The organism is Nostoc flagelliforme FACHB-838 (assembly GCF_014698065.1).
Taxonomy (GTDB): Bacteria; Cyanobacteriota; Cyanobacteriia; order Cyanobacteriales; family Nostocaceae; genus Nostoc; species Nostoc flagelliforme_B.
The window spans coordinates 1-23996 of sequence record NZ_JACJSI010000094.1; the positions used below are offsets into that span (position 1 = coordinate 1).

Consider the following 23996-nt stretch of genomic DNA (forward strand, 5'->3'; position numbering starts at 1 on the left):
GATGAGGTTTGGCTTTGAGATCCACAGTGCCAGCAATTACCCCAATCGCCTGAAATATAGAAGAGTTTTCCGGTTCCGAAGTGCTATCACTCTTATCTGACTCTGGCTGTGTATCTGGTATAGATTCAGTGAGTTGCCCGCTAGGAATGATCGTAATGATTTTTTTCGGCTTGGCTGGCTCGTTGCTGGGGTTAATCATTATTGGGACTCTTCGCACCTACACAAATCATTGTAGAATTTTCTATTGAGGTATGAAGTTTACCGCTTCTTCCTGTGCGATTCATGAATTCTCTGTAAAGAACATGATTTTTTTTCGGAACTTGCTACCATGTAAGCTGTATATCCCTACATACCGAACCACATATACAGTAACCGGGGCATTGAATCTATGAAGCCCCATATAAATTTATAGCTAATGCTGCTACTGCTCTCTTGTCAAAACTTGAGAGCAGTTTTGTATTCTCAATCAATAACAGCGAAGTGCGATCGCTTTGGACTTTGCAGCATTGGCTAGTATTCTAGTTAGACACTGATGGTAGTAACAGGGGATAAAGTATGGGAGAAGCTAAACGCAGAAAACAGCTTTTGGGCGATGTTTACGGTTCACGAGTTAATTTAGAAAAATGCCCCATACCTTCAGAAATTAGCCTTGGATATGTAAGTGATGAAGCATTGGCAACCACAAAAGCCCAACTGCATAGGATGCCTGATGATTTTAAATCCACCTTTTTCATCGCCTTGACAAAAGCTAAAACTATAGTTGAGCCAGGAATTGTTTTCTCTGAAGCTCTAAAGTTTTCTGGTGGGGTTGGTGTCGAAGTTACATTCCGCTCCGACATTGAAACTTTTATTAAATCCCGGTGTAATACTCCAGTTCTGGGCTTACGCCTGATACAAAAGCTCAAAAATATAGACTACAATACTTATCGAGTAATAGCTATCCTTGCTGGCTCTGATACTCCCATGCTCCCAATTAACGTCTATTCTGTTCAGCAAATTGAAACTCTGCTTAAGTACCTCAATGAAGACAGATAAACACAACTGTAGTGGCAAGAAATAGAAAAACTGCCTTCTTCAGATGAAAAATCGTTGACAGATGCTCAAACACACAGGGGCGGCGCGAGCAATATAATTTCTACTTCTGCCATGAGATATTGGCAGAGATAGAAGCACTTTCAATTGCCGATTCCACTAATTTAGTCATTCGTGGAATCCCTTACTGTGGTGAGGTGGTTGAGAAGTCTCTTAGCACTAGAGCTTTATACTTAATTATGTCGAGCTAATTAACTCAATGAATAAGAACAATAATGTTATGAAAAAAAAGATACAAACTTTACTACGGAAAGCATTGCTGCAAGATGCCAAGATGGAATATGAACTTTTTGAATACGAATTAAAAGAACATATTAACTACTGGTATAAAGGTCTAAAAGCAGACCAGGAAGAGCTTGTATTTGCAGTTACAGAAAATTCAGGATATGTGGCAATGGTACTGATAACCAAAGAGAAAATTATTTATGTAAATGAAGATGCGAGAGAGAAACTAGCCCAATTATGGCAAGACTCGTACAAAAAGAATATAGAACGTCTGCTTCCAATGATGGCAGACAATTTAGCGAATAATATTATCTCAGTTAATGGAGTTAAGATTTCATCTGGCACCCAAAAACCGTTTTTCTTAGAGCAAAAATTGCTCCCATAATAGATTTTCAACAATACCAAGTTAGCTGATGCTCATAATTGTGTAAGTCTAAGGCAGTAAATAACGGGTCATTATATATTAGACATTTCCGAAATCTATTGAAATTGTTAATGACATTCGGTACTTTATTCATTACTTTGCCTAAGAGTGACACTTGGAGTAACAGTACCGCTTACTCTAAGTTAAAAAGTAGGATCATTGTTCTTTAAGCTAAGTCAAATATGAATCATGAAGAAGACAATTCCCCTTGGGGGCAAAAGGGAGCTACTCTGAGCGATAAAACAGCCCAAAAAGAATTTAACCTTGATCTAGCAGAAATTCTTGAGGCTATCAAATCAGGAAAATTGCAATATCGGCACAACACTTTATATGGAAATCCCTGCTTCAAACTCTTAAGGAATGAGGTAGAAGATTTTGTCATTGAAAAATATGGGTCAGATTATCTAAAAAATCAAAAGCACAAAGCTGAATTATCGAAAATCAATACAGAAATCCGAAGTTTGAACCGGAAAATCTCTGAATTAGAAAAAAGAAAAGAAGAACTTTTAGCAACGCTTAATTCTTGACTGTGGTTGATTTAACTGAGGTTTTGCTTTAGCTAAGAAAAGAAGGTTTTTTCTGGAAACGAGAGGATTTAACGGCTTTAAGTCCTTCTTTTACCAGTCATATCAAGCGTTTTGGTGATTATCTGAGCCAGATGCTTTGCTAAATAAACTCTGGGAATAGGGGTAGGGGTATATGAAGCCAGCAGATAACAAGCCTGGATATTGGGGGACTGTTCCATGACGGGTAATATTGGTGATAAACAACTGTCAAGAATAGTTTTGAAAGGTTTCAAGTCTATCGCCAAGTGTGACCTTGAACTCTCCAAACTGAATGTTTTGATTGGCGCTAATGGGGCGGGAAAATCCAATTTTATTGGCTTTTTTCGCCTGGTGCAGCAGTTGCTCGATTTGAACCTGCAAGTGTTTGTCAGCCGTCAGGGTAGTCCCGATGCCCTGTTGCACTTTGGGCGGAAAACCACGGAACAATTGGAGTTTCAGTTATACTTCGGCAATAATGGGTACTTCGCCACCTTAGAACCAACCCAGGACAATCGCCTGATGTTCGCCAGGGAATCCTTCTGGTGGAACATGAGTGGTGAGCGTGAAATAGGGAAGGGGCATTTTGAAACGCTGGCTCTAAGCGCTACTGCGACAAAAATTGATAGTGACGTGGTGCCTGTCATGAAACAATGGCGGGTTTATCATTTTCATGACACGAGCGATAGCGCGTATGTCAAGCAGCAGCACGGTATCAATGACAATGCTTACCTGCGTCCCGATGCACGGAATCTTGGGGCTTTCTTATATCTGTTGCGTGACAGTTACCCAGCATCCTATCAGAAAATAGTCAAAACCATCCGGCTTGTTGCCCCGTTCTTTGGGGATTTTTACCTGCGTCCTTCCCCGCAAAACAAGGAATTTATCGAACTGGAATGGTTCGAGCAGGGGCAGGATGTTCCCTTTAAGGCGCATGTGCTTTCGGATGGCACGCTGCGTTTTATGTGTCTAGCAACGGTTTTTTTGCAACCCGAAGAGCTTCAGCCGGAGACAATTTTGGTTGATGAGCCGGAATTGGGTCTCCATCCCTATGCCATTACTGTCCTGGCATCATTGATACGTACTACTGCCAAACAGGTAATTGTTTCAACCCAGTCCGTGGAATTGCTTAACGAATTTGATGCTGCGGATGTTATTGTTGTTGACCGCTTGGAGGGGCGATCGTCGCTTCGCAGATTGAATGGGCAGGATTTGGAGGCATGGCTTGAGGACTATAGCTTGGGTGAGTTGTGGAAGAAGAACGTCTTGGGCGGGAGACCTTCACGATGATTCGAGTCAATATTTTCGTAGAGGGGCAAACCGAAGAAACATTCGTCAGGGAATTGCTGTACGGGTATTTCCAGGAGAAAAACATCTACCTCAACCCGATTCTGGTAAAAACCAGCACAACGCGAAAGGGTGGTGTGGTGAGTTATGCGAAAATCAAACCGCAATTACATCGCAAGTGCCTTGAAGATAAAACGGCATTTGTCACCACAATGTTTGATATGTACGCTTTGCCCAATGATTTTCCAGGAAGCGGTTCAGGTCTAAAAACCAGCGACCCATTTCAGAAGGCTGAACATCTGGAACAAGAAATGGGTAAGGATATCGGTCACGATAATTTTATCCCGAATTTGCTGGTTCACGAGTTTGAGGGGTTATTGTACAGCAATCCACAAGCGTTTGCTGCATGGTTCGATGAAAGTGTCGCGAGTATTTTGCAAGACGAGCGCAATGCTTTTCCTTCACCTGAACATATTAACGATAATCCCCTAACCGCGCCATCAAAACGCATTCGCAATTGTTGCAATGGATACGATAAACCACTACATGGTTCCCTGCTTGCAATCGATATTGGGCTGGATACGATACGTCAGGAGTGTCAGCATTTTAACCGATGGTTGTTGCGGCTTGAAAGCATAATTCCAGTCCTTTAAGTCCATACTTTTCCACTGTTTCAAGTACTGGTATAATTAACTTTCTTAGTTCAAAAACAAAAGACTCAAACTCGGTATCAAATGGTGCTTTCCATAAATCCCCCAAAACATCTGAAGAGTACTTAGAATCGCTTCTAAGGCAGGGGCTACCACAATCAGTTACTGTTCTACAAGAGTTTTATTACGATATCTAAAAAATATACTTTTTTCAAAGAAAAATAATTATTTTAATACAGGACTTAGCTTTATAATGTCTTTGGTATATCTGCCTAAAACTTGAGTAATCAAAGGTAAAATTAATTGCCTTAGATCATCTTTAGGGTTTACGCTTTCTAAGCTTAAATTGGTTAATATCTGTTTCTTCAGAAAACAAAAATTTAAAGAATGATATACTTTGAAAACGACAAGTTTGTTGAATACTCAGCAAAGTTAAGTAATCTGGAGTAACTGTTTCACCAAGAGGACTAGACCTATCTCGTTGCAATGCTAAAGGTCTAATTGCTCTTTCTGCTGTGTTGTTATGCCAGGGAATATTATCATGTTGTAAAAATGTGAAGAGACTATTTCTATATTTTAAAATACGCTTTTGATATGTAATAACTAATTCAGAATTATAAGTTTTGTCTGTAATATTTAATTGATAAAAACTGTCAACTTTTGTTATGAATTTCTTCAAATGTCTCTTTTTTAGCCCATATTTTTTGATTGCCTCCATTATAGGAACAAGTAGGTTCTTTATTTGTAATACAAACATTTCCAATTCTATATCGAACGGAGAATTATTCAAGTCTTCATTTAAATCTCGAATTAGATGTGCCCAACATTTTTGATGTTCACAATCTAGAGAATCATAGCCAGAGTAAAAATCAGTAATTAAAATACCTCTATAATCTTTCAAAAACTCATGTAGAAAATCAGATTCTCTAGTTTCACGAAGCTTGAAAATAACATATTTTTCATTTGTGAAAACCCAACAATACCAGTTAATTCCACCGATATTCAATTTAGTTTCATCAGCATGAATAAAAGGACTTCTAAGCAGTTCTATCAAAATATTCTGTTCAGTTTCCTTATAGTATTGTGCAAATTGTTTTATAAAATCTGGGATTCTACCATGCCATACATTTTCATGAAATTGCTCGTTTAAAAGTTCAGTTATACCCTCATAAGGTAATCGTAAAGCTACTCTGTGATAAATTGCCCAAGCTCTAAGTCCAAAACCATAGTATTGGTTCCCTTTATACTTACGAAGGCTTGGTGGGGAATAACTTTTTAGACACTTTGGACAATACACCTTATTGCCCATGTATTCCGTAATGGTTTTTCTAATACCAGATATTGTTAGCTTCAGGTCAGTAATAAGTCTTTTAGAAACTTCTTTTTTCGGTTTTAGCTGGTCATAGCCGCATTGCTCACATACTTGCTCTGGCTCTACATATACAATTTTAAAGGGCTTAGGCTTAACTTTTCCTGACCTTGCTTTCCCTTGTTTAAGTCGGTTTACCTGTTTTTTGGGTTGAAAGCTAATTTTTTTCCTATCATAATTAAAATGAGCAAATTTTAGGATATCCTTAAGTTGAGTAATTGCTTCTTGTCCAGATATTGATAGTTGTTGCTTCCTTTCATCAGCAAAATCAACTCCTTCGAGTGTATTTGCAGCTTTTCCTATCTCGGTGATTTTATCTGTCACTAACTTGAGTGCAATACAATCCTCAATATTGTATTGCAGCAGCTTATCCTTATATTTATTATTGTTTTCTTCGTCCCAAATATGTTTCCATACAAGGCTTTGCAAACCTGAAGCATCAGATGATGTCCATTTTGCTCCTAAATATTTTCCAAGTTCTTTTAATTTATTTGAATAAACAGGAAAGTAAATTTTCCCATAAATGTAGCTGTTAATGTTAATTAATCGGTTGAAAAATTCTTTGTTTTCTATGCTATATCTTTTTGTTAGCTTTTTTAAAGCTTGTGGTTCAAAACTACCATAATGATAAATAGGAGCATTTTGGTATTGATTAATAAAAGCTAAAAATAGTTTAAATATCTTTTCCTCCTCAAAAGCATTATTAGCCCAAAAACTGTATTTTTTTATTTTTGAGTCTTGAGAAATTATTAAACCTATTAAATAATAAATTTCTTGATCTGGAATACTCTCAATATCTAAGAATATCTCAATCGAACAACGAGATAATTCTGGCTTTTCTTGTAAATATATTGTATTTGTTCTGATAGCTAAAGCTTGTAATTCAGGTTTATATAGAACAAGATGTGGCTTTCGAGTCCGTCTCTTACGCTTACGAGGCTTAAACAGATACGAGAGTTGATTGACTGTAAAAATGCCTTTTTTTGCATATTGATGGATTGTTTTAAGAGTCACATGGTTCAAACGACTTAAGTTGTCTTCTTGGATGGCTTTTGCATGGCATTGCTCGCTAAACTGACATATAGGGCAGTGCTTATTTAAAACAATAGATGGCTCGTTTGGGTAAAACTCTAGCCACTGTTGTAATGGGTTCAGTAGTGGTGCAATAACTTTATGACTTTTCTCAAGTTTTAGTCTATTTACCTTACCAGCTACATTAATAATAGAACCCGTATCAGGTAGCTGTCCCTGAGTTTTAGACAATACGTAACCAATAAAGAATAATTCTAATTTATCTATCTTATTTATAGTGTGTGTTCCTATAAAAATTATCGCTTCATAATTATGTTTATCGACTTTAGTTAAAACTGGACAATTAGCCTGTAATCTATCAAAAACTAGCTTGACATCAATTAAAAACTCATATTCATGTTTGAATTTCTCTTGATTATAAGTATATGCATTGATGTATTTCTGTTTAAGTGACTCCAATTTTTTATTCTGATTTACAAGTTGATGCTTGCTCAATATTTTTTCATATTCGTGCAGTTTTCCTTGTTCTTGCCCATACATTAATAAATATGCTTTCCGAGGACATAGAGAGTATGCCTTTAAAATCTCAGAAGTTATTACAACATTCATGATATAAGTTGTGTCTTAGGCGCAACTAATTATTATTTTAAAAGAGCTGATGTAAGCTAGTACTTTTTCTAGATTGAGGCGACGTTAAATAATCTCTTGAACCCTCAACCGCGCAAGAACGTTGCGAGAGATTGGCTATCTCAATCCTTACAATTAAAGCTTTTGCGCGTTCATTTCCGACTTTTAACCGCCACTTTTGCTTCATTAATGTTATCCTTTACAGCTTTGAGAAAAGTGGGAATAGCTTTAGATAAAGACTGCTCTGCACGCGTAGGTTGCTCTGACTCTAGTAGTGCTACCAAATCTTGTGTAGCAGCCTCAATTCTCTTAAGTAGCTTGAGCTTCTGAAAAATAGGAACTGAGTTCCTATTTTCTTCGCCAGATTCTTCTTGTCGCTGCTCTTTCAGTATCTTGCGTACATAACGGGTAGAGACACCGATTGCTACTGCTAAAGCCGGGCCTAATGCTTTCTCTCCTTCTCGCGGACGACCCCGAATCTCCCTGTAATTCAAGGTTCGTAAGCGTTCAGCAAGTCGTTCAATCTGGTCACGGGTATAGTTAACCCGCTTCTCGTTTTCTGCCAGTTCCACCTGTAGCGCCCGTTCAGGTTCGTTTTCAGCATCAAATGCCATCATGTGAACCTGAACCATATCTTCAGGAAACTGTTGGGCATAGGCTTCTTCCTTAGCTTCCTTAAGTAACTGAATTGCTGCTAGTCGATGCGCTCCGGCCAGCAATACTCCCTTACAATCAACCACAAGGGGTTCAATTAGCCCCAATGCAGCAATAGAATCTGCCAAATCAGCAACATGCTCAGGTCGAATTGGCCTGGTATCTGCCTCTCTGGGATGAATTTGAGCCAGAGGAATTTTGCTTCTTTGGGCACGCTCCTGTTCGACTTTAGCTGCCGTTGCCTGATCAAGCTCATGAATGGCATCAGCTGTCGCCGTGGCTTCTGCAAATAAAGCTTCGCTGTTTGTCCGTCGTTTAGCCATTTAACACCCACTCCGCGATCGCTTGTAAATCTTTTGCCCCCTTGCAGTTTGCATCGTACTGCATAAGGGGAACTCGTTCAGCAGCAGCCCACGCTAAAGATGAGTCTTGATGCACAATTAAACGCTTAATAGATGGGTAAGCATTAGAGAGTTGTTGGTCAAGCGCCTGATCCATTGACCGACGCAGGTCAATCCGGCTCAGTGCCACCGCCCAGCGTTTTGCCCCTCTGCGTCCTTTTTGCTGTCGCAGCTTCAACTCGTTGAGGACTCGTCCGGCTCCCATTACTGCCAGAGGGTGAGCATCAGTGCAGACTAATGCAACATCAGCAGCAACTAACGCTAGTCGCTCTAGAGATTCAACACCTGGTGGGCAGTCGAAGATAAAAACATCGTAAGCCATTGATGCTACGATATCTGCCAAATCTTCAGGATCTAGTAACTGAATATTATGTCCTGCCAAATCCGGCCCGCCTGGTAAGACGTGAAGTCTAGGAGCAGCTTCTAAAGGGTCAGGTGAACCACCAACAAGAAGTTCAGCAGTTCCAGCTGCTGTTGGATTTGTGCCTAATACGTAGGCTGCATTTGACTGTGGGTCAAGGTCGATAACTAAAACTTTTCGTCCCTGACTGGCTAGAACAGAAGCAAGGCCACAGGCAATTGTCGTTTTGCCTACGCCTCCTTTACGAGCTGCAACTGCAATGCATGTGTGAGTCATAGCCAAAATCGTAACACGCTCCAATTAAGGCGAATCAGAATTGCGTTGAAGCCTGGTCGCTAAGGTAGCACCATAAAATTCAAGAATAGAATTATAGCTTTTCGTGTGGCTCTTGCGGATTGCGTTCTACAAAATAAATTACGGGTGCTGTATCGAGAAATAAGCGATCAACTCCAGAAAACAGCATCACTAATCCTCATTCCTCTCCTTGCAACAACCGTTCTCGATGCTCATCTCCTTCCCGTCGAGTCCGCGAAACCCATTTAGCCGCATCTTCACCCAATAGCGGATAGGGTGCTATACCCTTTAAATCGCTCCACTTGCGTTTTGGTTGCGCTTGAGTGATATGTTTCTTCACACGCTCCACCAAATGCCCCATCACTGTCAATTGCTCCTCTGGAGTTAATTGCTCAATCTCGCTTAAAATTTTTTCAAGTGACGGACTCATCAAGCTAACCCTTATCAACTGCTGTAAATTTTAGCGTCTTTAACTCTTTTCAGACTGACTCAAAATAGGTCAGCAAGCGTATCAGTAATAGTAGCTTGAAACTCCTGTTTTTTGCGGTTATCGTCGTACTTCAAAACAGTATTAATATTGGCGTGCCTGCTAAACTTTTGCACCTTTTGGTAATCACCATCAAACACCTCAGTGGCTTTGGTGATAGCACTGTGCCGAATGCGGTGCGGCGACATCTTCTTAGGAATACCAGCCTGTTGTGCCAAAGTATCCACCAACTTGCGAATAAATTCCCCAGTCAGACGCTTTCCCTTAAAATGTTCAACCAGCGCCACAAACAGAGGCTCATTTGATTTAGCTTTAGTGCGTCTGCTGGCAATCAACCAGTCAGCGATCGCCTCTATGGTTTTGCGGCTGAGTTTGATAGTTTCCTTTTGCGTCCCCCGACCCTTGCCCAAGATAGAGATAGTGCCACCACTGGCGTTAAAGTCGCCGATATTCAGTTGACATATTTCATTCCGCCGTAGGGCATTGTCCCAGAGTAATCGCATGATCGCATAGTCGCGCTTGCCGATGACGGTGCTAGTATCAATCAGCTTCATCATGCTGCCGATCGCCTCCGGTGCTACACCACTGGTATCTCGATAAGCCTTGACTTTTTCCCCACCGATATCATCCAGCACAAAATTACACACCCCTAACACCCGCCCTACCTGCACCAAAGACTTGATTGCAGACAACCTCCGATTAACAGTCGCCTCCGAAAGTCCTTTATTCATCAGGCTTTCTTTATACTGACTGACAACATTAATCGCCTGACCTTGCTCCAATTTGAGAAACTGTGTTACTAAAGAAGGAGTGGGTGGCTTCTTGGCAACATAATCAAAAAAATCTTGCAAATCTCTGGCATAGGCTCTCTGAGTATTAGGAGAGCGCTTCCCCAACAACAACCGCGCCATCACGTCCGGTGCTGTGGATAACGTCGCCGAGTCCAGCGGTACTAGCGTATTATCAGCCGCCAGTATTTCCCCTCCAGTGGTGATAGTTGTATCCATAGTCTCCTTCAGCTAAGTACAGTTGCCCAAAGCACCATTATCGCAACTTTGCTAATCTTACCTGATGCCATAGACGCGACAACAATTTGAGGTAGCGTATATGCTCAAACCCCGTCCCATCCGAACCGAAGCTGATTATCGTGCTGCACTTGATGAAATTGAAAGATTATTTGATGCAGAACCTAATACACCAGAGTGCAATCTCTTAGAAGTTTTAACGACGCTGGTAGAAGCATACGAACAACAGCATCACCCTATTGTTGCACCAGAGCCGATTGATGCTATTTTATATTATCTCGAATCCCGTGGTTTGTCCGTTAATGATTTGGAACCTATTATTGGAAGTCTGGGACAGGTTACAGACATTTTAAATCGCCAGCAACCGCTTACACTGGAGATGATTCGGCGTTTGCATTCCTCATTGGGGATTCCGGCGGAGGTGTTGATCCAACCATACTCTTTAATGAAAAATTCAGCTTAATAAAAGTGTGGGGAACGGGCAATAATTTACTCGTGGAGTGCCAAAGACTCAGCAGCCCGCCCCCCACACTCCGCTGTCGCCACCCGCTCTACTCCCAGTTCTTGAACAGTGCTGTAGTAGAAAAAATTGAGGCAATTTGTTATTTTAGCAATAACAGATTCACCACCAGTAACCACTTTCCAGTTTTCACAATAGCTAGTACTCACAGCTTCCACCGCACTTGCTTGGCGCAGATGCACAGGTCTGGAGTATCGCTAAAGGTAATCCAGAAAATTTCCGGTCATAGAACCTTATCTGCGTTGCAAAAATACTTAGAGGTGCTGGATGAAGATTTGGAATCGGCTGTCTCAACGCTCAGATTTTAGCACAGTTGTCACTGTCTCTTGAATAAGCCCAACAGGGCTGAGAGCGGATTCTTTTTTTCTTTTTTCACAAAGGTCGCTTCTTGAGGAATGTACTGCTTGACAAAATTGAGATATCCTTGTCGTCCTCCCTTTTTCGTCCACAACTTGATCGACGATTTAATCCGCTTGAGACAGGCGACGATCTCGGATGGGGTCTTACTCTCTATATCTAACTCAACTCTCTTTCCTTTTTCATCGGTCGCTGGCAACTTTTCTCGTCCCAACCGCCAGTCACATACCACTTTGACCGCCTCCACGACCAGGGCTGAGTTTCCTTTTGGCTTTCGGTAAGAGCTGGTCTTTCCCTGAGCTTCGGCACTGTAGGACTTGCTCAACCACTCAAGTGCTGCCTCAACCTCAGCGTCAATCAAATCTGGATGTTCTCGATAATACATGACGATAGCACTTTCGATATTGTGCAGCACATCTTGATATTCTTCTTCAAAACTCATTGTCCCTGACCTGATCGTGTTTCTATTTCCTCCCGATTTTATCCCTTTGTCTGACTTTTAATGAACTACCCCAATCTCTTTAAGAGTAACTTCTGTCCGCTCCCTGTCAAAATCAATTTATAATGACAACCGGAATAAATACCTGTGGGAGATGTCGGAATTGTTGACGGGAATGTTGAAGGATTCCGAGTGATAAAAATTAATAAAGTGACTAATTATAGTAGATTAATCTTATTCAATAACTGGTAGTGAAATCGCTACGCATTTTTAGAATCAGAAAATGCCTTCTAAATCACAGCAACGTTATCCAGAAAACTGGTCAGATATCGCTCTGGAAGTCAAACAATCTGTGGACTGGCGATGTTCTAAATGTCAGTTGCAATGTATTCGTCCCGGTGATGATACGTCCGAACTTTCCCGTTCTCTTAGGATGGCATTAACATTAACAGTGCATCATTTTAATTTCCTGCCAGAAGATAATCGTCGAGAAAATTTATATGCGTTATGCACAGCTTGCCACCTGAGTTTTCATACCCGACGCAGGGGAAATGTATCGCCAGGACAATTGTCTTTATTTTGAGAGTTGTATCTTCCTAATTCCGTTTAAACTCCATTTGAGCGGAATAGTCCTGGGGCATGGCTGGGTGCTGTATACAAATTTCTTTTTGGATACAGATATACCATGAACAATTCCAGATTTTTTAACGGTTTAAGTTGATTTGCTATTTCTACCTTCAGAATTCACTCGGAAATTGCAAGTCATAAATACCATAGTATGAGTCCCTTGTGTGAGTCCAAAGCGATCGCCATGACAGGGGGCAGTATTCCTGGCAACGGGAATACCTGTAGAGCTAGCTGGTATATTGTTTATAAACTTTAATTTAAACAGATGATAACAAGCGACGATTCAACTAAAAGATGTGGGCAACCGCTTGGAAAAGAATTTCTAGTTTTATCTGGAATGCTGTGCTTAGACTTTGTAGTTCTTTACTATTGTTATTCTTATGCTGAAATAAACAGCAATATGTGGAATAAAAACTATGCGCGATGTAATTTTTCATGCTTTTAATTGTAAATACAAAGATATTATCAATGCAGTCGATAAAATTCATGATGCTGGTTATGGCGCAATCCTAATTCCTCCGCCCTTATACTCAGATAAAAATGGCGACCAATGGTGGCAACGTTACCAACCGAAAGATTATCGAGTTCTTTTATCTCATTTGGGAGGAAAACAAGAACTTCTTGACTTGATTCAGAAATGTCATGAGACTGATCCTAAAATTCGAGTCTATGCTGATATAGTCATTAACCACATGGCTAATGAAAGTAGAGCGGAACGATTAAATTTTCCAGGTGAAGCCGAACTTAATAAATATAGAACTGATCCAACATTTAAAGATAATCTTTTATATGGTAATTTAAACGAAGGTCTGTTTTCGCCTTGGGATTTTAATCAAACTAGCAATATTCAAAATCATGAATGGTCTAATCGAGACAGAGTTATATTTGGTAATTTAAGTGATTTACCCGATCTGAACGATTCACCTTGGGTTTTATTACAACAACGAAATATGCTTGTTGCTTTAGCAAATATGGGTTTTGATGGTTTTCGTATTGATGCAATCAAACACATGACGGAAAGGATGATTGATAATTTTGCTGATTGCGAACAGATAGCTTCTAAGTATCTATTTGGCGAAGTTTTGACTGGTAGCGATCACGATGAAAATATTTTTATCGATCCCTTTATTCGAGAAACTTGGATATCTGCCTACGATTTTCCTCTATTCCAAACTATTAGAGAGGCGTTTCGTATTGGTGGCTCATTAAGAAGACTAGCTCATCCCGAAGCTGAGGACAATGCCCTGCCTTGGCATCGGGCAGTAACTTTTGTTATTAATCATGACATTCCCTATAACGATGGTTTTCGCACTTGGTTATTAGATCGACAGGATGAGCATTTGGCTTATGCTTATATCCTGGGAAAAGATGGAGGAGTTCCTTTAATATTTTCTGACCAGAATGAATCAGTTGGGAAACATCCTGAAGACAGAGATAGATGGACAAAGATTACCGAACGACCAGATATTTTCAGCATGATTAGTTTTCATAATGCCGTTCATGGAGAACCGATGGCAATCTTATATGAAAGCGATACTGTATTAGTGTTCCGTCGAGGAAATATGGGAATTGTTGCCATTAATAAAGGTGGAACAGAGAATTGGGTTGAATTTAATACTTGGGGTTTAAAAAATCCAGGAAATTATACAGATTCAATTCACAAGCATCGGATGAAACTTTCGGGTAATCGTTTTACTCTATATATCCCTCCCAGAACTGCTCAAATGTGGTTAGAGGATGAGTTACATTCTATATAGATATAAAACAGGAACTAAATTCTCTAACTTGTACTGGAACTTTAGAAAATTTTAGCTTGAACTACTTGGTGCAGCATCCCTCAGTTGACAGTTCAAGAGAAATAGTAATACTTTTGATGCGGGGATTTTAGCTGGTTTAAAGTTTGAAAAGGAATTGATTCGTCAATTTTTAAGCGAGGATGTAATGCTTGAATCGGTAAAATATCCTGATATTTTACATAAAGGGAAGCAACTTGAAGCTCAAAATTTTTGTATGTCTTTACTTGAAGAACGCTTTGGTAATATTGATGCGTCAATTGTTGAGCAAGTCGAAGTTTTAAGTAAGGAACAGTTAGAAGCTTTAGGTAGGGCGAAGAGTGGGAATTTCATCGATAGCTGATGAGCGTAACTTGGCTACAGCAACAGTCAAGTCAGCCTTGAAACTCCAAATTTCCCGCTTCTGGTAATTTCTTCTTTGGTGATCATGGGCTGTTTACTTCTATAATTTCTTATCTTTAATCGTAATCTTCAGTACGGTTTGTTTCTGTTCAAAAGATTTGAATATTCTGTAGATTCTACACTACAAAAATCTATCCTTTAGGCGGGAGCCACCGTAAGAGCCAGCAAGAGTATTAATTTTTAACTGATTATTTACTCTTTAGCAGTTGAGTGAACAAGCTAAACGCAGAACTTAAAGATGTTCGACAGAATCTCTGTCTATCATCACCAAAGGCTTTTTTTTTAAAGAAGGGTAATGAACATGGGTAGGTAGCCAGCCGCTCTTAAGAAGGAAGATAGAGAAAAGTTAACTACCACCAATATCCGACTTAATCCTTTCGCTATCCTCACCGATAAATCATTCATTCATAATCAAGTTATAGTCGATATAACCAAGCATCGCCCCTCTTTTTATCGCCTCATAACGGTTCTTGACGTGCCATTTACGGACTTATTATTGATGCTTCTGCCGTGGGTGTCCGTGCTGCCGTAGCAGTGCCGTAGGCTACGACCTATACAGGGTGGGGATTGCCGTGATTGTGCCGTATGCCGTGTCCACTCAGAAAAGCCTGTAAAACATCCCTTTTTATGACCACGGCATCACGGCAGTCCTTTCACCAATCAGGTAGGGAGTAGCTATCAGGAGCGTCAGAATTTACCTTCTCAGTCTTAACTAATTCAGCTAAACCATCAATTAATTCTGACTCTGAATAGCCGGATAACCTATCTGCTTTCTTCAAATCGCGTAATGTTTTTGGTGTTTTAGTCTTGACATTTTGGAAGTATTCATAAATCTTTTTTGCTACTTCAGATAATGGCTTGGGGTGATGAGGGTGAGTAGCAGTTAAATTAAATTCCAGGTCAAACACTCTATCTAGATATTCCTGCTCCGAAGCAATTGAATTGACTTGATTAGATAATTTAGGCATCAATGCCACAACAAAACCGCCAACGGAAGCAATCATAACTGGACGTAAGTTTTGATAAGAGACTGCTTTAATATCCAAGTATTTAGATTTAATTTGCTCCCGCTCAAGCTTACCTGGAATAATGTCACCTCTATTTAAAATCAGTTCCAGCACCCCATAAGATTCTTGCTCCCTTCCATTCTTGATATACCTGTTACCTAGCAACAATAAATTCAAACACATTCTCGTTTGAGCATCCATCTTTTCAATGCCCAAAGCCGCCAAATTAAAAGACTGTAGGGAAGCAATAAACTTAGTATTAAACTCTCTACCAATTAGTAAAACATCGAGTAATTTACCCCCATAATTCCAGTCAGAGTAATGCTTGCTCAATTGGTCAGCAATCACTAACCAATCATCCAGAATTAGAATCAATGGCGGTAAGGATTCGCGCTGTGATTCTGGTAGCTGTTTACGCTGTTTGTAGTCGGTGTAAAAGTTGTCAATTACCTCTTTGGCTAGGTCTGGGTTTTCCCCGTCAAAGACAATTACCCGCTCCTTCTCCCGTAAACCGCAAAAACTATCATTCTTAGCACTGATTACCCAGATATCAGCACTCTTGTAATCCGCCAAGATTTTCTGAATTAAGTAATTGAGGGTAACTGATTTACCGCTTCCTGGTGCGGCGACTAAAGCAGTGGAACTATCTGCTCTGGCTAGGGCTTGCAAAGTATTTAGGGCAAGAGATTCTGATGGGTCAAGGCTATGGGCAGTATTTTGTTGTAACGTCTCTTGAGAGCTTCCCTCAACCTTATCCCCAGGATTAGCAATATCCTGCATTGATTGCCCCGGCAATGCTGCGGCTGGCTGTCCAGTTACCTGTTGCAGTTGCACTTGTGCTTCGGCTTCTGCCCTTAACCTCACTTGCTCCTGAAAGATGGCTAACTCTTGCGGTGTCATTTTTGACAACTGCGCTTCTCTTACCCGTCTATTCTCCGTCCATTGGTGGAATTCGTAATCTAGTTGGGCGCTATATGCTTCCTTATGGAGCCTTAACCCTGACCAAAGTTTAGAAATTAACCAATTGCTACGAATTTCTTCCCTAACTGAGGGCATTAGTTGTAGCAATCGCCATTCCCTAGCTTTGGATAAGGTAAAAGCTCCTCCTAGAAAAAACACTGAAGCTAATCCCCGCAAAGCCTTATCAGGGTTACTTGGGGGGATTATTCTTAAGCGGGTAGCTTTGGTGGGCAGGAAGTTATCACGTTGAAACTCTGGGTTAGCTGGGGCATAAGAAGAGGCATAAAACTCCGATTCAGGCATTATGTAACGCTTGTTGGGAGTGCAGTACCTTTGACGGTTAACCGGATTAGTGAGTGTTTCGGGGATGAAGCAATATTCAACCAAACTAATTTGAGTGCCAGTAAATGACTTTGCCCCACAAATCAACCCGATGGCCGCCAGCACCCCCACAGTAATATTGTTGGCTGTTCCTGAACGCAAGTATTCTTCAAATTGTTTGCGTTTCATTGGTTTGTTCCCCTGACGATTGCTGCAATCACCAACAACACAAAAGCACCTACCCCAATCAAGCCCCAAGGTATTTCACTCTTGGGAGCTGGCTTAACTTCGTAGGTTTTAACCTCCTGATAGAAGCGTGTCTTACCTGTATTAGTTGCTTCTGACACTGCCCTATATTCATCAAAGGCAATCCACAACGAAGCCCCTACACTTGCGGTTTGGGCGGTCGCTACCAAAAAATCTTTGTCAATGTGGATTTGTCCGTCGTAGTGAAGCTTGGTCAGGGTATTGGCGAAGAATAGCCCCAGTACAATGCTGCCCAATGTGCCAGAAGCAATGGCACCTATTCCAAGAGTTGTGAGTAGGCTGACTCCAGCATTGGCAGTAAACACGCCCAGGAATGTAGCCAGTGCTTTGTTTAGCAGTTGTTTGTTACTGAAGACATCACGAATAGACTGTTCTAGCCGTTCGCCATCTTCGCTCTCTGGGGTCGGTTTTTCTGAAGTAGTTTCACCCCACATTAACGGTGTGGACTGTTCACTGGTATTTTGGAACTGTGATAATAGGGAATCAATTTCATTCATGTTTACCTCGCGTGGGTGAAACAGAAAAAGCCAGAGTTGAATGGCACTACTGGCTTTTAGCTAACTATGGTTAGATGCCCATGAAGTTGCGGAACCACTGCCCTACTCGGCCAATCCCAGCAGTGCGCGAGTAATTGGGCTTGGGTATGCGGTCGGTTTTCGCTTCACTACCGTTTGTCCACAGTGCGCTAGTTACCGCAGTTTCATAAGCTCTATCTGCTGCGTCTTGGACTTCTGGGAGTTTGTTAGAAGCTTTGATTAAATCAGCCTCATATTTTGCGATCGCCATGAGGTCGGCTGTAGCCCCCGATATCTGAATCAAGGATGAGCGTTGAGCGTGACGGGTTGCCTCGGCAGTAGTGGCGTTGACGTGTTCCGCCTGCATCTCGGTCATCTCATTTTTGAAACGCTGCTCGACTGTCTTACTGGTGTTGATAGCTTTCAGGGTTTGCGTTCCGTGCTTCTGGGTCAGTTGCACCAGTTCGGCATAAGCTTGGTTTACGTCCCCTGTGGTTTCAATGATTTTCCGATATGCCTCCAAAGCTTTAGGCAGATTAGCCTTAGCGGTGTCAGACAGTCGCGCCATATCTGCAATTTTGGTGATTACCGTTTGGTCGCCAAGGAGGGCTTTGTTGAAGTCCGATTCTGAGACATCAAACAGTCTGCCCATTGCTCCTAACGTACCGGGGGCATTGTTGTGAATATGGTTTTTGAGTTTTGCTGCTCCAAAATTACGTGCCATTTTATCTCCTAATAAGGGATGTAGTCATAGTCGATATTGCTGGATGATTGGGGCAACTTATCCCAGTAACCCATCTCTTCAAATCGGCTATAAATTCTCGTTGCTAGTTGCCTTATGGGGTCGTCAAAATCATCAGAGATTAAATCAAATCGCTTATAGCCAAATGCCAAGATATTCGCAATGTCCGCGTCAATCCCATTACCCAAGAATTGACCAAATGCAGCAGAGTATGGATGATCATCAATGGTTTCATGAGTTGCTAAGAATTCCGTTCCTGTGAGGGGTAAGTAAAGGCTGCAAAGAAAAATATTTATTTCGCGCTTCGTAGCTGTTGGGTTAAGAGCCTTAAATTGCTGGAGTTTCAAAGCATTATCAGTCAAAGAACAGCGTCCCCAATCATTGGGATTTCTATAATCTAGTGCCATTTGTTAGAATCCTTGTAACGATGTGTACTTGATGCACTTTCGGATGGGGCGATTGCACTTACTTTGCTCGGTCAGGGCAATCGCTTCATCATCAGTTCTCACAAAACTCATTTAATTCAAAAACCTCCCTCTGCACTTGGTTTTGGCTTAATTCTCTTCGCTTGCCTTTCGAGTCATTGAAAATGAAAGGGGCATTGACTCGACAATTAGAGCGATGGCTGTAGCGCAGTTGTTGACCACGGAATTCATAGAGGTGGTTACGTTGCAAGGCTGTCATTGAAAGCATTTGTTTGTCCCTCAACTTGGGAGTAGAACTCGATATTTAGGATTGCTTCGTGAATCTCCATCAAGGCTTGGACAGCATCACCTATTTTTAAGTCATTCGATGTACTGAACCGCTCGGAGGCTTCGATTTGTTGATAATTTGGCGATGCTTGCACAAACCTAAGAGTCTGTTCGCAACCCAGGATGATGGTCATTATTTCGGTTGTTTTTAGGCTTGGCTGTGTCTTTTGGGTGTCTCGGTCGCTCATAACTTCTTTCCTTTCCTTTGGGTTTTGATTGGTGCGGCTGGCGCTTCTGGCTGACTCGGTTTTTGCAGTACATAGCTGATGGCCCCTGCACCCCCGACAGCTGCGGCGATAATGAACATATTGTTTCTGCCAAGCTGCTGAACTCCGAAGTAGCCAAGGGCTAACGCTGCTGCTGTTGCTCCAATGCCTAAAACCGTGTTTCTAAATCTGGCTTTGCTCATGCTGCCCCTTTGAAATTAGTGACCATTGCGCTAAGTGCTGATTTATTGGGCTGTGTAGATTGCGCTGTTTCAACTTTGGGCGATGGTTGTACATTACCGTGTTGAAAAATCAGTTTCTCTACACCTGCTGATAATGCTTGTGTCGGTGCATCTTGAGGTAAATCAAACATTTTGCACAATTCAATTACTGCTAAGTAGGAGATGGTTATACGCCGAGATTCGTAATTCATTGATTAAGCTCCTCTTGCAATTTGAGTTAATAGTTTCAACCCCAAGGCATTGATGAATTGGGGATTATTCAAGACCACAAAACCTAAATCGGCTAGGTTCTGATCCACCACTGGCAAGGAAACACCCCCACCCCAGGCGACAAGGTATTTAGCGCGGTCTAGATAATTGCCAGCAGTCACAAAGTTGGCGAATTTCTCAATCCTGTTACTCCACCATTCGTCTAGGCATTGGCTGTACTCGGTTTCAAACTTCTTACCAGTCAAGTGGTTGCCTCCATAAGTGAAGGTTCCTTCGATAATCCCCTGGTTCACCAAGCTGGGTAAGTGCTTCACATCCTTGGACAGCAGACTCACTCGGTCGTTTCGCTTGTCGAGAGATCGGGCAATCATGCTGTGCAGTTCACCTGCTCCACCTTCAATCAAGTGACGGTCAATCACTGCACCACTGCCGTTAAAGACAGTTACAAGCCACGTTGATGAACCGATATCGAGTGCGATCGCTAATTCTGACGGGTCAAGTACCAGGGATGCTTCACCAAATAAGCAGTGGGCAATGCTGCCAAACCCTTCGGGGTAAATGCCTGTGGCTACGATTTCAACTGTTTTGGTGACAATGGAACGGGTTACAGGGTGCAGATGTTCAAAAGTGTGAGTCCCTTCGACTCGGCCTTTAATCTCTTGGCCCCAGCGTTCGGGGTTGTGATTGCTCAAACTAATCGAAAGTTTGACCCCATCGGGAACATTGAGAACTGCTAAGTCTGCAAGGATGCTTTCTAGTGCCAGTTCTGCTTTTTTCGCTTTATCCTCGTGTAACAGGGTGTGGTCACTTTGCGCTAAAGCAGCACTGCCCCAAAAGAATTGAATATCTTTTAAGTCCAGGCGTGAACCTTCTACATAACGAACCCATGCCCCATCTTTTGAGATGGTTTCGTGGTGCATGATGTTTCGGTTGCGAACAAGTGAGTATACGGCTGGCATCATGATCGAAAAATCACCGATGATTGCCTTGCCATACCCTGCACCTGAGTCTTTACCTCCTGTGAGGTCAGTTAGCCCTGATTTGGCTAACAAGTCTGCTTGAACTAGCCAGTTTTTGGCATTGGAATATACGGTTGTCATGGTTCTGTTGTTTGTTAAAGTCTTGGTTCTTCTGGCTTTGGAGAATTTAGAGGCTGAATCCTCTTAAATCCGCACATCCAGTTAGGGGTTAGCCAAAGCGTCACTTTCTGGCTTCTATTGCCTTTGTTTTGTGGCGTTTTTTGGCTTGTAGTGTTATTATAACACTGTTTAACACCAGTGACAAGTGAGAGGTTTAGACTGACAATAGGGTTATTCAAACACCAGACAGTGTTACGATGCCCACAGGAACAAGATTAAATATTTATTTCACAGATGAAGATGACTTAGCACTTTACGACTTAATATCTGCTGAAGCAAAAACTGAAAAACGCTCTATGAGTCAAATGGTAAAACTTCTTGCTTCGGAAGCGCTCACGGCAAGACACACAAAAAAAACCAAATTAAAAAAACAGGATGAAGATTAGGGTGATCACTCTCAGTTGAACTTAGCCCAAGCAAAATACATAACCGATAAAAACCAACCAGATAACCTAGATGAAAAGAAGTTTGACCTTGTAACCGATGAGAGATTAGTCAGCAACCGAAACAAATTTTTGGTGTCTCCAATGACTACTGTGAAAGACCTACCAACCGATTTTCAACTCCCGCCGTACAACGAACCGGCATTAGAGATGCTTAGGGAGGCGAAAGACTACGAATCCGCTTTGGCTCTGGCGATTAGCGGTACTGCACTTGCTACAGGCGGCTTCATTACTCCGGTAGGCTGGGCAGCTTTTGCATTGGCTTACAAGCCATTGATAAGAATTCAAAAACTTGCACGGCTGGAAAAATTAACAGCCCTGCTTTTGGATGAGTTTAAAAGCCAGGGGATACAAGTCTTTCCAGTGCTAAAGCTAGAGGACAAGAATCCTATCGACTTGTTTGTGAGATTTGAGCGAAAAGTTCACCTGTTTATCTCGATTCGCTCAATAGGAGATAAGGAGATTGTCTACAACGAAGCTAGAGAGGTTTTGCAGATCAAGAGGAAAGACAAACATGGGCTAAAAGTGTGGAACCCTTGCCCACTGCTTGAGTTAGCAGATTACGAGAAGTGGTTAAGCAAGAACAGAGACTTGTTTGCAATGTCTTCCCGTGAAGCTACAAAAACGCCCTCAGCAAAAGTTTTGGTCTTATGGCCTCCCACCAAGGCGGCTATTGATCACAATTCACACCTTTATTCTGAAGTTGGAAGTATGAAAATTCTGGCTCTTAGAAGAAAAGGCACTGCATTTATTATTCAACAGGAGGAAGTAATCGAGTTTGTCAAGGCGACTTTAGCCAAGTACTCATAGGCAAAACAACGAAAACCCCGCGTCCCGGTAGGACAGCAGGGTTTTCAAAGGGAATTGGGGTTATCGGGTTTGAACGGCCTAATTAATATCCCTAATAGTAATTTTATCGTACATGATTCGGTGTAAAGCCAATGTAACACTGGCTTACCAGATGTAAACAACGTTTCAGGAATTTTATGTAATTTTGTTCTTATATTACTGAACGTTTGTATATAAGATTACTTTCGGGATAGCTCCAATTCCTCCAACACACTTCAGGAGGATGAGTTTTCATGTCACCATTACAACAATTTAATCACTTAGTATCGGCGCAAAGACCCTCTCACATAGAAGTCAACCACTGGAATGAATGGTTAGCCAGTGCTGTTGACCCAAAGTTAACAGCTTTGAATGTCCGCTCTCTTAGTGGCCCCTCAGTATACGAATATCTGCTGTGCGCCCTACCTCAAACTGCCAGACGTAACGATGGGCGACTGCGTGATGGCTACTTGAAACGATATGCCCACGCGGAAGCCGGTGCATGGTGGGTCAGTGGACTTGACCCGCTTAATGATTGGTTGGCGATGGACTGGGGACGGATGAAACCAGATTACCCCCGCCTTGAATGGGACAAGACAACACAGCAGCAAACTCAAAAGCCAGTCAAGTACGAATCACCACCCAAAACTCCCAACCGAGTTACCTACTTGAGAATGCCCCTACATTTATGGCGGTTGGTATCACTCCGGTATAACGTGCCGATGCCAGAACATATTACCGTTACCGAAGAAGGAGAGGCGTTAGGTTTTTGGGCTTGGGTAATGGCACATCCCGAAATCCCTGTAATCCTTACAGAGGGCGAGAAGAAAGCAGGTTGTCTCCTAACTTTGGGATTTGTGGCGATCGCACTCCCTGGAATCTGGAATGGTCGAGTGGGCAAGGAGGATTTAGAACGACTTCACCCTGATTTAGTCCCAATGACTCAAAAGGGTCGTAAATTCGTTGTTCTGTTCGACTACGAAAGCAAACCCAAAACCAAACAGCAGATTTTTCAAGCTACACGCCGGACAGCTTCTGCAATTGTAGAACAATGCTTGCAGTGTGAAGTAGCGCTACTGCCAGGGCCAGAAAAAGGAATTGACGATTGGGTTGTAGCTTTGGGTAAAAAGGCAGACAAAGCCGTGACCACGATGATTGCTGATGCCTTGAGAATGAGCGAATACCAGCAAAGATTTTTCATCAATCGTGCCAGGGGACTCCATAAATATAAGCCCAATGTAACGGTGAATACTCGCTACCTCTCGCTTGCAATACACTCCCTACCTCAATCGGGGTTAGTTGGTTTGGTTTCCGACATGGGAACAGGAAAGACTGAAATTTTGGCAGTTCTCAGAAGAGAGAACCCCCAACTCAGTTTTTTGAACAATGGGCATCGGGTCACTCTGCTCAAAAACCTCAGCGATCGCTTACAAACAGCAATGTACTCCGCGATTTCTTGCGGAGACTGGGGTCAGGTAAAAGCTCTCAGCATTACCGTTGATTCTCTGTATAAAATGGCAAATGATTTACAGGCTTATGACATTCTATTTATTGATGAAGCCTGCCAGTATCTCGCTCACTTGCTGAAGTCAAAAACCTGCAAAGAACACAGGGGGGCTATCCTGGAAGTGCTTGAGTATTTAGTTTACAACGCCAAGCTGGTTGTTTTAGCTGATGCTCACTTGGATGATTTGACCATTGAGTTTTTCATGAATTTGCGACCGACTGGTGAAAAACCCTACATCATCAAAAACCT

30 protein-coding genes are annotated in these 23996 nt (G+C 41.8%); 13 read left to right on the plus strand and 17 right to left on the minus strand.

Annotated features, from left to right (window positions below; genetic code table 11):
- A partial coding sequence (locus H6G97_RS28780) for a hypothetical protein (protein WP_190943957.1) occupies positions 1–199 on the minus strand: 199 nt, incomplete at its 3' end.
- Between the two features lie 356 nt (positions 200–555).
- On the opposite strand from H6G97_RS28780, the gene H6G97_RS28785 reads away from it, so the two are divergent.
- The 5 genes from H6G97_RS28785 (at position 556) to H6G97_RS28805 (ending at position 4223) form a co-directional block, all read left to right on the plus strand.
- On the plus strand, positions 556–1035 hold the full coding sequence (locus tag H6G97_RS28785; RefSeq protein WP_190943958.1) for a hypothetical protein: 480 nt from the start codon (positions 556–558) through the stop codon (positions 1033–1035).
- Positions 1036–1291: 256 nt separating this feature from the next.
- Positions 1292–1702: a hypothetical protein gene (locus H6G97_RS28790; protein ID WP_190943959.1), complete on the plus strand. Its 411-nt coding sequence runs from the start codon at positions 1292–1294 to the stop codon at positions 1700–1702.
- A 221-nt stretch (positions 1703–1923) separates the two neighbouring features.
- Positions 1924–2268, plus strand: a complete 345-nt coding sequence (locus H6G97_RS28795) for a hypothetical protein (protein WP_190943960.1) — start codon at positions 1924–1926, stop codon at positions 2266–2268.
- Between the two features lie 216 nt (positions 2269–2484).
- The gene (locus tag H6G97_RS28800; RefSeq protein WP_190943961.1) at positions 2485–3573 is read left to right on the plus strand and encodes an AAA family ATPase; all 1089 of its coding nucleotides are present in this window, start codon (positions 2485–2487) and stop codon (positions 3571–3573) included.
- Positions 3570–4223 carry a DUF4276 family protein gene (locus H6G97_RS28805; protein WP_190943962.1) on the plus strand — a complete coding sequence of 218 codons (654 nt, stop codon included), beginning with the start codon at positions 3570–3572 and terminating at the stop codon, positions 4221–4223. Before H6G97_RS28800 ends, H6G97_RS28805 begins: the two co-directional genes overlap by 4 nt.
- A 316-nt stretch (positions 4224–4539) precedes the next feature.
- Here the strand turns inward: H6G97_RS28805 and tnpC are convergent, their stop codons facing one another.
- From tnpC to H6G97_RS28835, 5 genes are all read right to left on the minus strand, one after another.
- A complete protein-coding gene (gene tnpC, locus H6G97_RS28810; protein WP_190943963.1) occupies positions 4540–7230 on the minus strand; it encodes an IS66 family transposase in 2691 nt (896 codons plus the stop codon).
- Between the two features lie 170 nt (positions 7231–7400).
- Positions 7401–8225, minus strand: a complete 825-nt coding sequence (locus H6G97_RS28815; RefSeq protein ID WP_190943964.1) for a ParB/RepB/Spo0J family partition protein — start codon at positions 8223–8225, stop codon at positions 7401–7403.
- Positions 8218–8940 (minus strand): ParA family protein, encoded by a 723-nt coding sequence (locus tag H6G97_RS28820; RefSeq protein WP_114085444.1) that lies wholly within the window; start codon positions 8938–8940, stop codon positions 8218–8220. The genes H6G97_RS28815 and H6G97_RS28820 overlap by 8 nt, the downstream gene beginning before the upstream one ends.
- 196 nt (positions 8941–9136) lie before the next feature.
- Positions 9137–9388: a hypothetical protein gene (locus H6G97_RS28830; protein ID WP_190943965.1), complete on the minus strand. Its 252-nt coding sequence runs from the start codon at positions 9386–9388 to the stop codon at positions 9137–9139.
- Between the two features lie 59 nt (positions 9389–9447).
- On the minus strand, positions 9448–10452 hold the full coding sequence (locus H6G97_RS28835) for a tyrosine-type recombinase/integrase (protein ID WP_190943966.1): 1005 nt from the start codon (positions 10450–10452) through the stop codon (positions 9448–9450).
- Positions 10453–10552: 100 nt separating this feature from the next.
- Between H6G97_RS28835 and H6G97_RS28840 the strand changes: the two genes are divergently transcribed.
- The gene (locus H6G97_RS28840) at positions 10553–10933 is read left to right on the plus strand and encodes a helix-turn-helix domain-containing protein (protein WP_190943967.1); all 381 of its coding nucleotides are present in this window, start codon (positions 10553–10555) and stop codon (positions 10931–10933) included.
- Between the two features lie 26 nt (positions 10934–10959).
- Here H6G97_RS28840 and H6G97_RS28845 read toward each other — a convergent pair whose 3' ends face one another.
- Positions 10960–11172 (minus strand): hypothetical protein, encoded by a 213-nt coding sequence (locus tag H6G97_RS28845; RefSeq protein WP_190943982.1) that lies wholly within the window; start codon positions 11170–11172, stop codon positions 10960–10962.
- Here H6G97_RS28845 and H6G97_RS28850 point away from each other — a divergent pair.
- Complete coding sequence (locus tag H6G97_RS28850) at positions 11167–11298, plus strand: hypothetical protein (RefSeq protein WP_190943968.1); 132 nt, start codon at positions 11167–11169, stop codon at positions 11296–11298. The two genes, H6G97_RS28845 and H6G97_RS28850, sit on opposite strands and share 6 nt — an antisense overlap.
- Positions 11299–11306: 8 nt before the next feature.
- Here the strand turns inward: H6G97_RS28850 and H6G97_RS28855 are convergent, their stop codons facing one another.
- Positions 11307–11789 (minus strand): hypothetical protein, encoded by a 483-nt coding sequence (locus tag H6G97_RS28855; RefSeq protein WP_190943969.1) that lies wholly within the window; start codon positions 11787–11789, stop codon positions 11307–11309.
- 280 nt (positions 11790–12069) lie between these two features.
- Here H6G97_RS28855 and H6G97_RS28860 point away from each other — a divergent pair, with 280 nt between their 5' ends.
- The 3 genes from H6G97_RS28860 (at position 12070) to H6G97_RS28870 (ending at position 14549) form a co-directional block, all read left to right on the plus strand.
- A complete protein-coding gene (locus tag H6G97_RS28860; protein ID WP_190943970.1) occupies positions 12070–12369 on the plus strand; it encodes an HNH endonuclease in 300 nt (99 codons plus the stop codon).
- A gap of 460 nt (positions 12370–12829) precedes the next feature.
- Positions 12830–14170, plus strand: a complete 1341-nt coding sequence (locus H6G97_RS28865) for an alpha-amylase family glycosyl hydrolase (protein WP_190943971.1) — start codon at positions 12830–12832, stop codon at positions 14168–14170.
- 154 nt (positions 14171–14324) lie between these two features.
- Positions 14325–14549, plus strand: coding sequence for a DUF4351 domain-containing protein (locus H6G97_RS28870; RefSeq protein ID WP_242055358.1), 225 nt, complete (start codon positions 14325–14327; stop codon positions 14547–14549).
- Between the two features lie 712 nt (positions 14550–15261).
- Here the strand turns inward: H6G97_RS28870 and H6G97_RS28875 are convergent.
- From H6G97_RS28875 to H6G97_RS28915, 9 genes are all read right to left on the minus strand, one after another.
- Positions 15262–17085, minus strand: coding sequence for a hypothetical protein (locus H6G97_RS28875; protein ID WP_190943972.1), 1824 nt, complete (start codon positions 17083–17085; stop codon positions 15262–15264).
- Positions 17082–17660 (minus strand): hypothetical protein, encoded by a 579-nt coding sequence (locus tag H6G97_RS28880; protein ID WP_199349733.1) that lies wholly within the window; start codon positions 17658–17660, stop codon positions 17082–17084. The genes H6G97_RS28875 and H6G97_RS28880 overlap by 4 nt, the downstream gene beginning before the upstream one ends.
- 70 nt (positions 17661–17730) lie before the next feature.
- A complete protein-coding gene (locus tag H6G97_RS28885) occupies positions 17731–18402 on the minus strand; it encodes a hypothetical protein (RefSeq protein ID WP_190943973.1) in 672 nt (223 codons plus the stop codon).
- A gap of 8 nt (positions 18403–18410) precedes the next feature.
- Positions 18411–18827, minus strand: coding sequence for a hypothetical protein (locus H6G97_RS28890; RefSeq protein ID WP_190943974.1), 417 nt, complete (start codon positions 18825–18827; stop codon positions 18411–18413).
- Between the two features lie 91 nt (positions 18828–18918).
- Positions 18919–19113 carry a hypothetical protein gene (locus H6G97_RS28895; RefSeq protein ID WP_206759132.1) on the minus strand — a complete coding sequence of 65 codons (195 nt, stop codon included), beginning with the start codon at positions 19111–19113 and terminating at the stop codon, positions 18919–18921.
- The gene (locus H6G97_RS28900; RefSeq protein WP_190943975.1) at positions 19085–19360 is read right to left on the minus strand and encodes a hypothetical protein; all 276 of its coding nucleotides are present in this window, start codon (positions 19358–19360) and stop codon (positions 19085–19087) included. The genes H6G97_RS28895 and H6G97_RS28900 overlap by 29 nt, the downstream gene beginning before the upstream one ends.
- Positions 19357–19581 carry a hypothetical protein gene (locus H6G97_RS28905; protein WP_190943976.1) on the minus strand — a complete coding sequence of 75 codons (225 nt, stop codon included), beginning with the start codon at positions 19579–19581 and terminating at the stop codon, positions 19357–19359. The genes H6G97_RS28900 and H6G97_RS28905 overlap by 4 nt, the downstream gene beginning before the upstream one ends.
- Complete coding sequence (locus tag H6G97_RS28910; protein ID WP_179076110.1) at positions 19578–19811, minus strand: hypothetical protein; 234 nt, start codon at positions 19809–19811, stop codon at positions 19578–19580. The genes H6G97_RS28905 and H6G97_RS28910 overlap by 4 nt, the downstream gene beginning before the upstream one ends.
- Before the next feature lie 3 nt (positions 19812–19814).
- The gene (locus tag H6G97_RS28915; RefSeq protein ID WP_190943977.1) at positions 19815–20930 is read right to left on the minus strand and encodes a ParM/StbA family protein; all 1116 of its coding nucleotides are present in this window, start codon (positions 20928–20930) and stop codon (positions 19815–19817) included.
- 236 nt (positions 20931–21166) lie between these two features.
- On the opposite strand from H6G97_RS28915, the gene H6G97_RS28920 reads away from it, so the two are divergent.
- The 3 genes from H6G97_RS28920 to H6G97_RS28930 all read left to right on the plus strand — a co-directional run.
- Complete coding sequence (locus H6G97_RS28920) at positions 21167–21355, plus strand: ribbon-helix-helix domain-containing protein (protein WP_069073851.1); 189 nt, start codon at positions 21167–21169, stop codon at positions 21353–21355.
- A gap of 141 nt (positions 21356–21496) precedes the next feature.
- Positions 21497–22222, plus strand: a complete 726-nt coding sequence (locus H6G97_RS28925; RefSeq protein WP_190943981.1) for a hypothetical protein — start codon at positions 21497–21499, stop codon at positions 22220–22222.
- Positions 22223–22494: 272 nt separating this feature from the next.
- Positions 22495–23996 (plus strand): DUF3854 domain-containing protein (locus H6G97_RS28930; protein ID WP_190943978.1); only part of this gene is annotated, 1502 nt, incomplete at its 3' end.

What these genes read in the sequence shown, in the direction of transcription:
- H6G97_RS28820 (WP_114085444.1), bottom strand. Translation starts at nt 8,940, where the DNA reads ATGACTCACACATGCATTGCAGTTGCAGCTCGTAAAGGAGGCGTAGGC.
- H6G97_RS28805 (WP_190943962.1), top strand. Translation starts at nt 3,570, where the DNA reads ATGATTCGAGTCAATATTTTCGTAGAGGGGCAAACCGAAGAAACATTC.
- H6G97_RS28900 (WP_190943975.1), bottom strand. Translation starts at nt 19,360, where the DNA reads ATGAGCGACCGAGACACCCAAAAGACACAGCCAAGCCTAAAAACAACC.
- H6G97_RS28880 (WP_199349733.1), bottom strand. Translation starts at nt 17,660, where the DNA reads ATGAATGAAATTGATTCCCTATTATCACAGTTCCAAAATACCAGTGAA.
- H6G97_RS28895 (WP_206759132.1), bottom strand. Translation starts at nt 19,113, where the DNA reads ATGCTTTCAATGACAGCCTTGCAACGTAACCACCTCTATGAATTCCGT.
- H6G97_RS28785 (WP_190943958.1), top strand. Translation starts at nt 556, where the DNA reads ATGGGAGAAGCTAAACGCAGAAAACAGCTTTTGGGCGATGTTTACGGT.
- H6G97_RS28830 (WP_190943965.1), bottom strand. Translation starts at nt 9,388, where the DNA reads ATGAGTCCGTCACTTGAAAAAATTTTAAGCGAGATTGAGCAATTAACT.
- H6G97_RS28840 (WP_190943967.1), top strand. Translation starts at nt 10,553, where the DNA reads ATGCTCAAACCCCGTCCCATCCGAACCGAAGCTGATTATCGTGCTGCA.
- tnpC (WP_190943963.1), bottom strand. Translation starts at nt 7,230, where the DNA reads ATGAATGTTGTAATAACTTCTGAGATTTTAAAGGCATACTCTCTATGT.
- H6G97_RS28835 (WP_190943966.1), bottom strand. Translation starts at nt 10,452, where the DNA reads ATGGATACAACTATCACCACTGGAGGGGAAATACTGGCGGCTGATAAT.
- H6G97_RS28925 (WP_190943981.1), top strand. Translation starts at nt 21,497, where the DNA reads ATGACTACTGTGAAAGACCTACCAACCGATTTTCAACTCCCGCCGTAC.
- H6G97_RS28815 (WP_190943964.1), bottom strand. Translation starts at nt 8,225, where the DNA reads ATGGCTAAACGACGGACAAACAGCGAAGCTTTATTTGCAGAAGCCACG.
- H6G97_RS28795 (WP_190943960.1), top strand. Translation starts at nt 1,924, where the DNA reads ATGAATCATGAAGAAGACAATTCCCCTTGGGGGCAAAAGGGAGCTACT.
- H6G97_RS28855 (WP_190943969.1), bottom strand. Translation starts at nt 11,789, where the DNA reads ATGAGTTTTGAAGAAGAATATCAAGATGTGCTGCACAATATCGAAAGT.
- H6G97_RS28920 (WP_069073851.1), top strand. Translation starts at nt 21,167, where the DNA reads ATGCCCACAGGAACAAGATTAAATATTTATTTCACAGATGAAGATGAC.
- H6G97_RS28890 (WP_190943974.1), bottom strand. Translation starts at nt 18,827, where the DNA reads ATGGCACTAGATTATAGAAATCCCAATGATTGGGGACGCTGTTCTTTG.
- H6G97_RS28800 (WP_190943961.1), top strand. Translation starts at nt 2,485, where the DNA reads ATGACGGGTAATATTGGTGATAAACAACTGTCAAGAATAGTTTTGAAA.
- H6G97_RS28875 (WP_190943972.1), bottom strand. Translation starts at nt 17,085, where the DNA reads ATGAAACGCAAACAATTTGAAGAATACTTGCGTTCAGGAACAGCCAAC.
- H6G97_RS28915 (WP_190943977.1), bottom strand. Translation starts at nt 20,930, where the DNA reads ATGACAACCGTATATTCCAATGCCAAAAACTGGCTAGTTCAAGCAGAC.
- H6G97_RS28790 (WP_190943959.1), top strand. Translation starts at nt 1,292, where the DNA reads ATGAATAAGAACAATAATGTTATGAAAAAAAAGATACAAACTTTACTA.
- H6G97_RS28865 (WP_190943971.1), top strand. Translation starts at nt 12,830, where the DNA reads ATGCGCGATGTAATTTTTCATGCTTTTAATTGTAAATACAAAGATATT.
- H6G97_RS28850 (WP_190943968.1), top strand. Translation starts at nt 11,167, where the DNA reads ATGCACAGGTCTGGAGTATCGCTAAAGGTAATCCAGAAAATTTCCGGT.
- H6G97_RS28910 (WP_179076110.1), bottom strand. Translation starts at nt 19,811, where the DNA reads ATGAATTACGAATCTCGGCGTATAACCATCTCCTACTTAGCAGTAATT.
- H6G97_RS28860 (WP_190943970.1), top strand. Translation starts at nt 12,070, where the DNA reads ATGCCTTCTAAATCACAGCAACGTTATCCAGAAAACTGGTCAGATATC.
- H6G97_RS28885 (WP_190943973.1), bottom strand. Translation starts at nt 18,402, where the DNA reads ATGGCACGTAATTTTGGAGCAGCAAAACTCAAAAACCATATTCACAAC.
- H6G97_RS28905 (WP_190943976.1), bottom strand. Translation starts at nt 19,581, where the DNA reads ATGAGCAAAGCCAGATTTAGAAACACGGTTTTAGGCATTGGAGCAACA.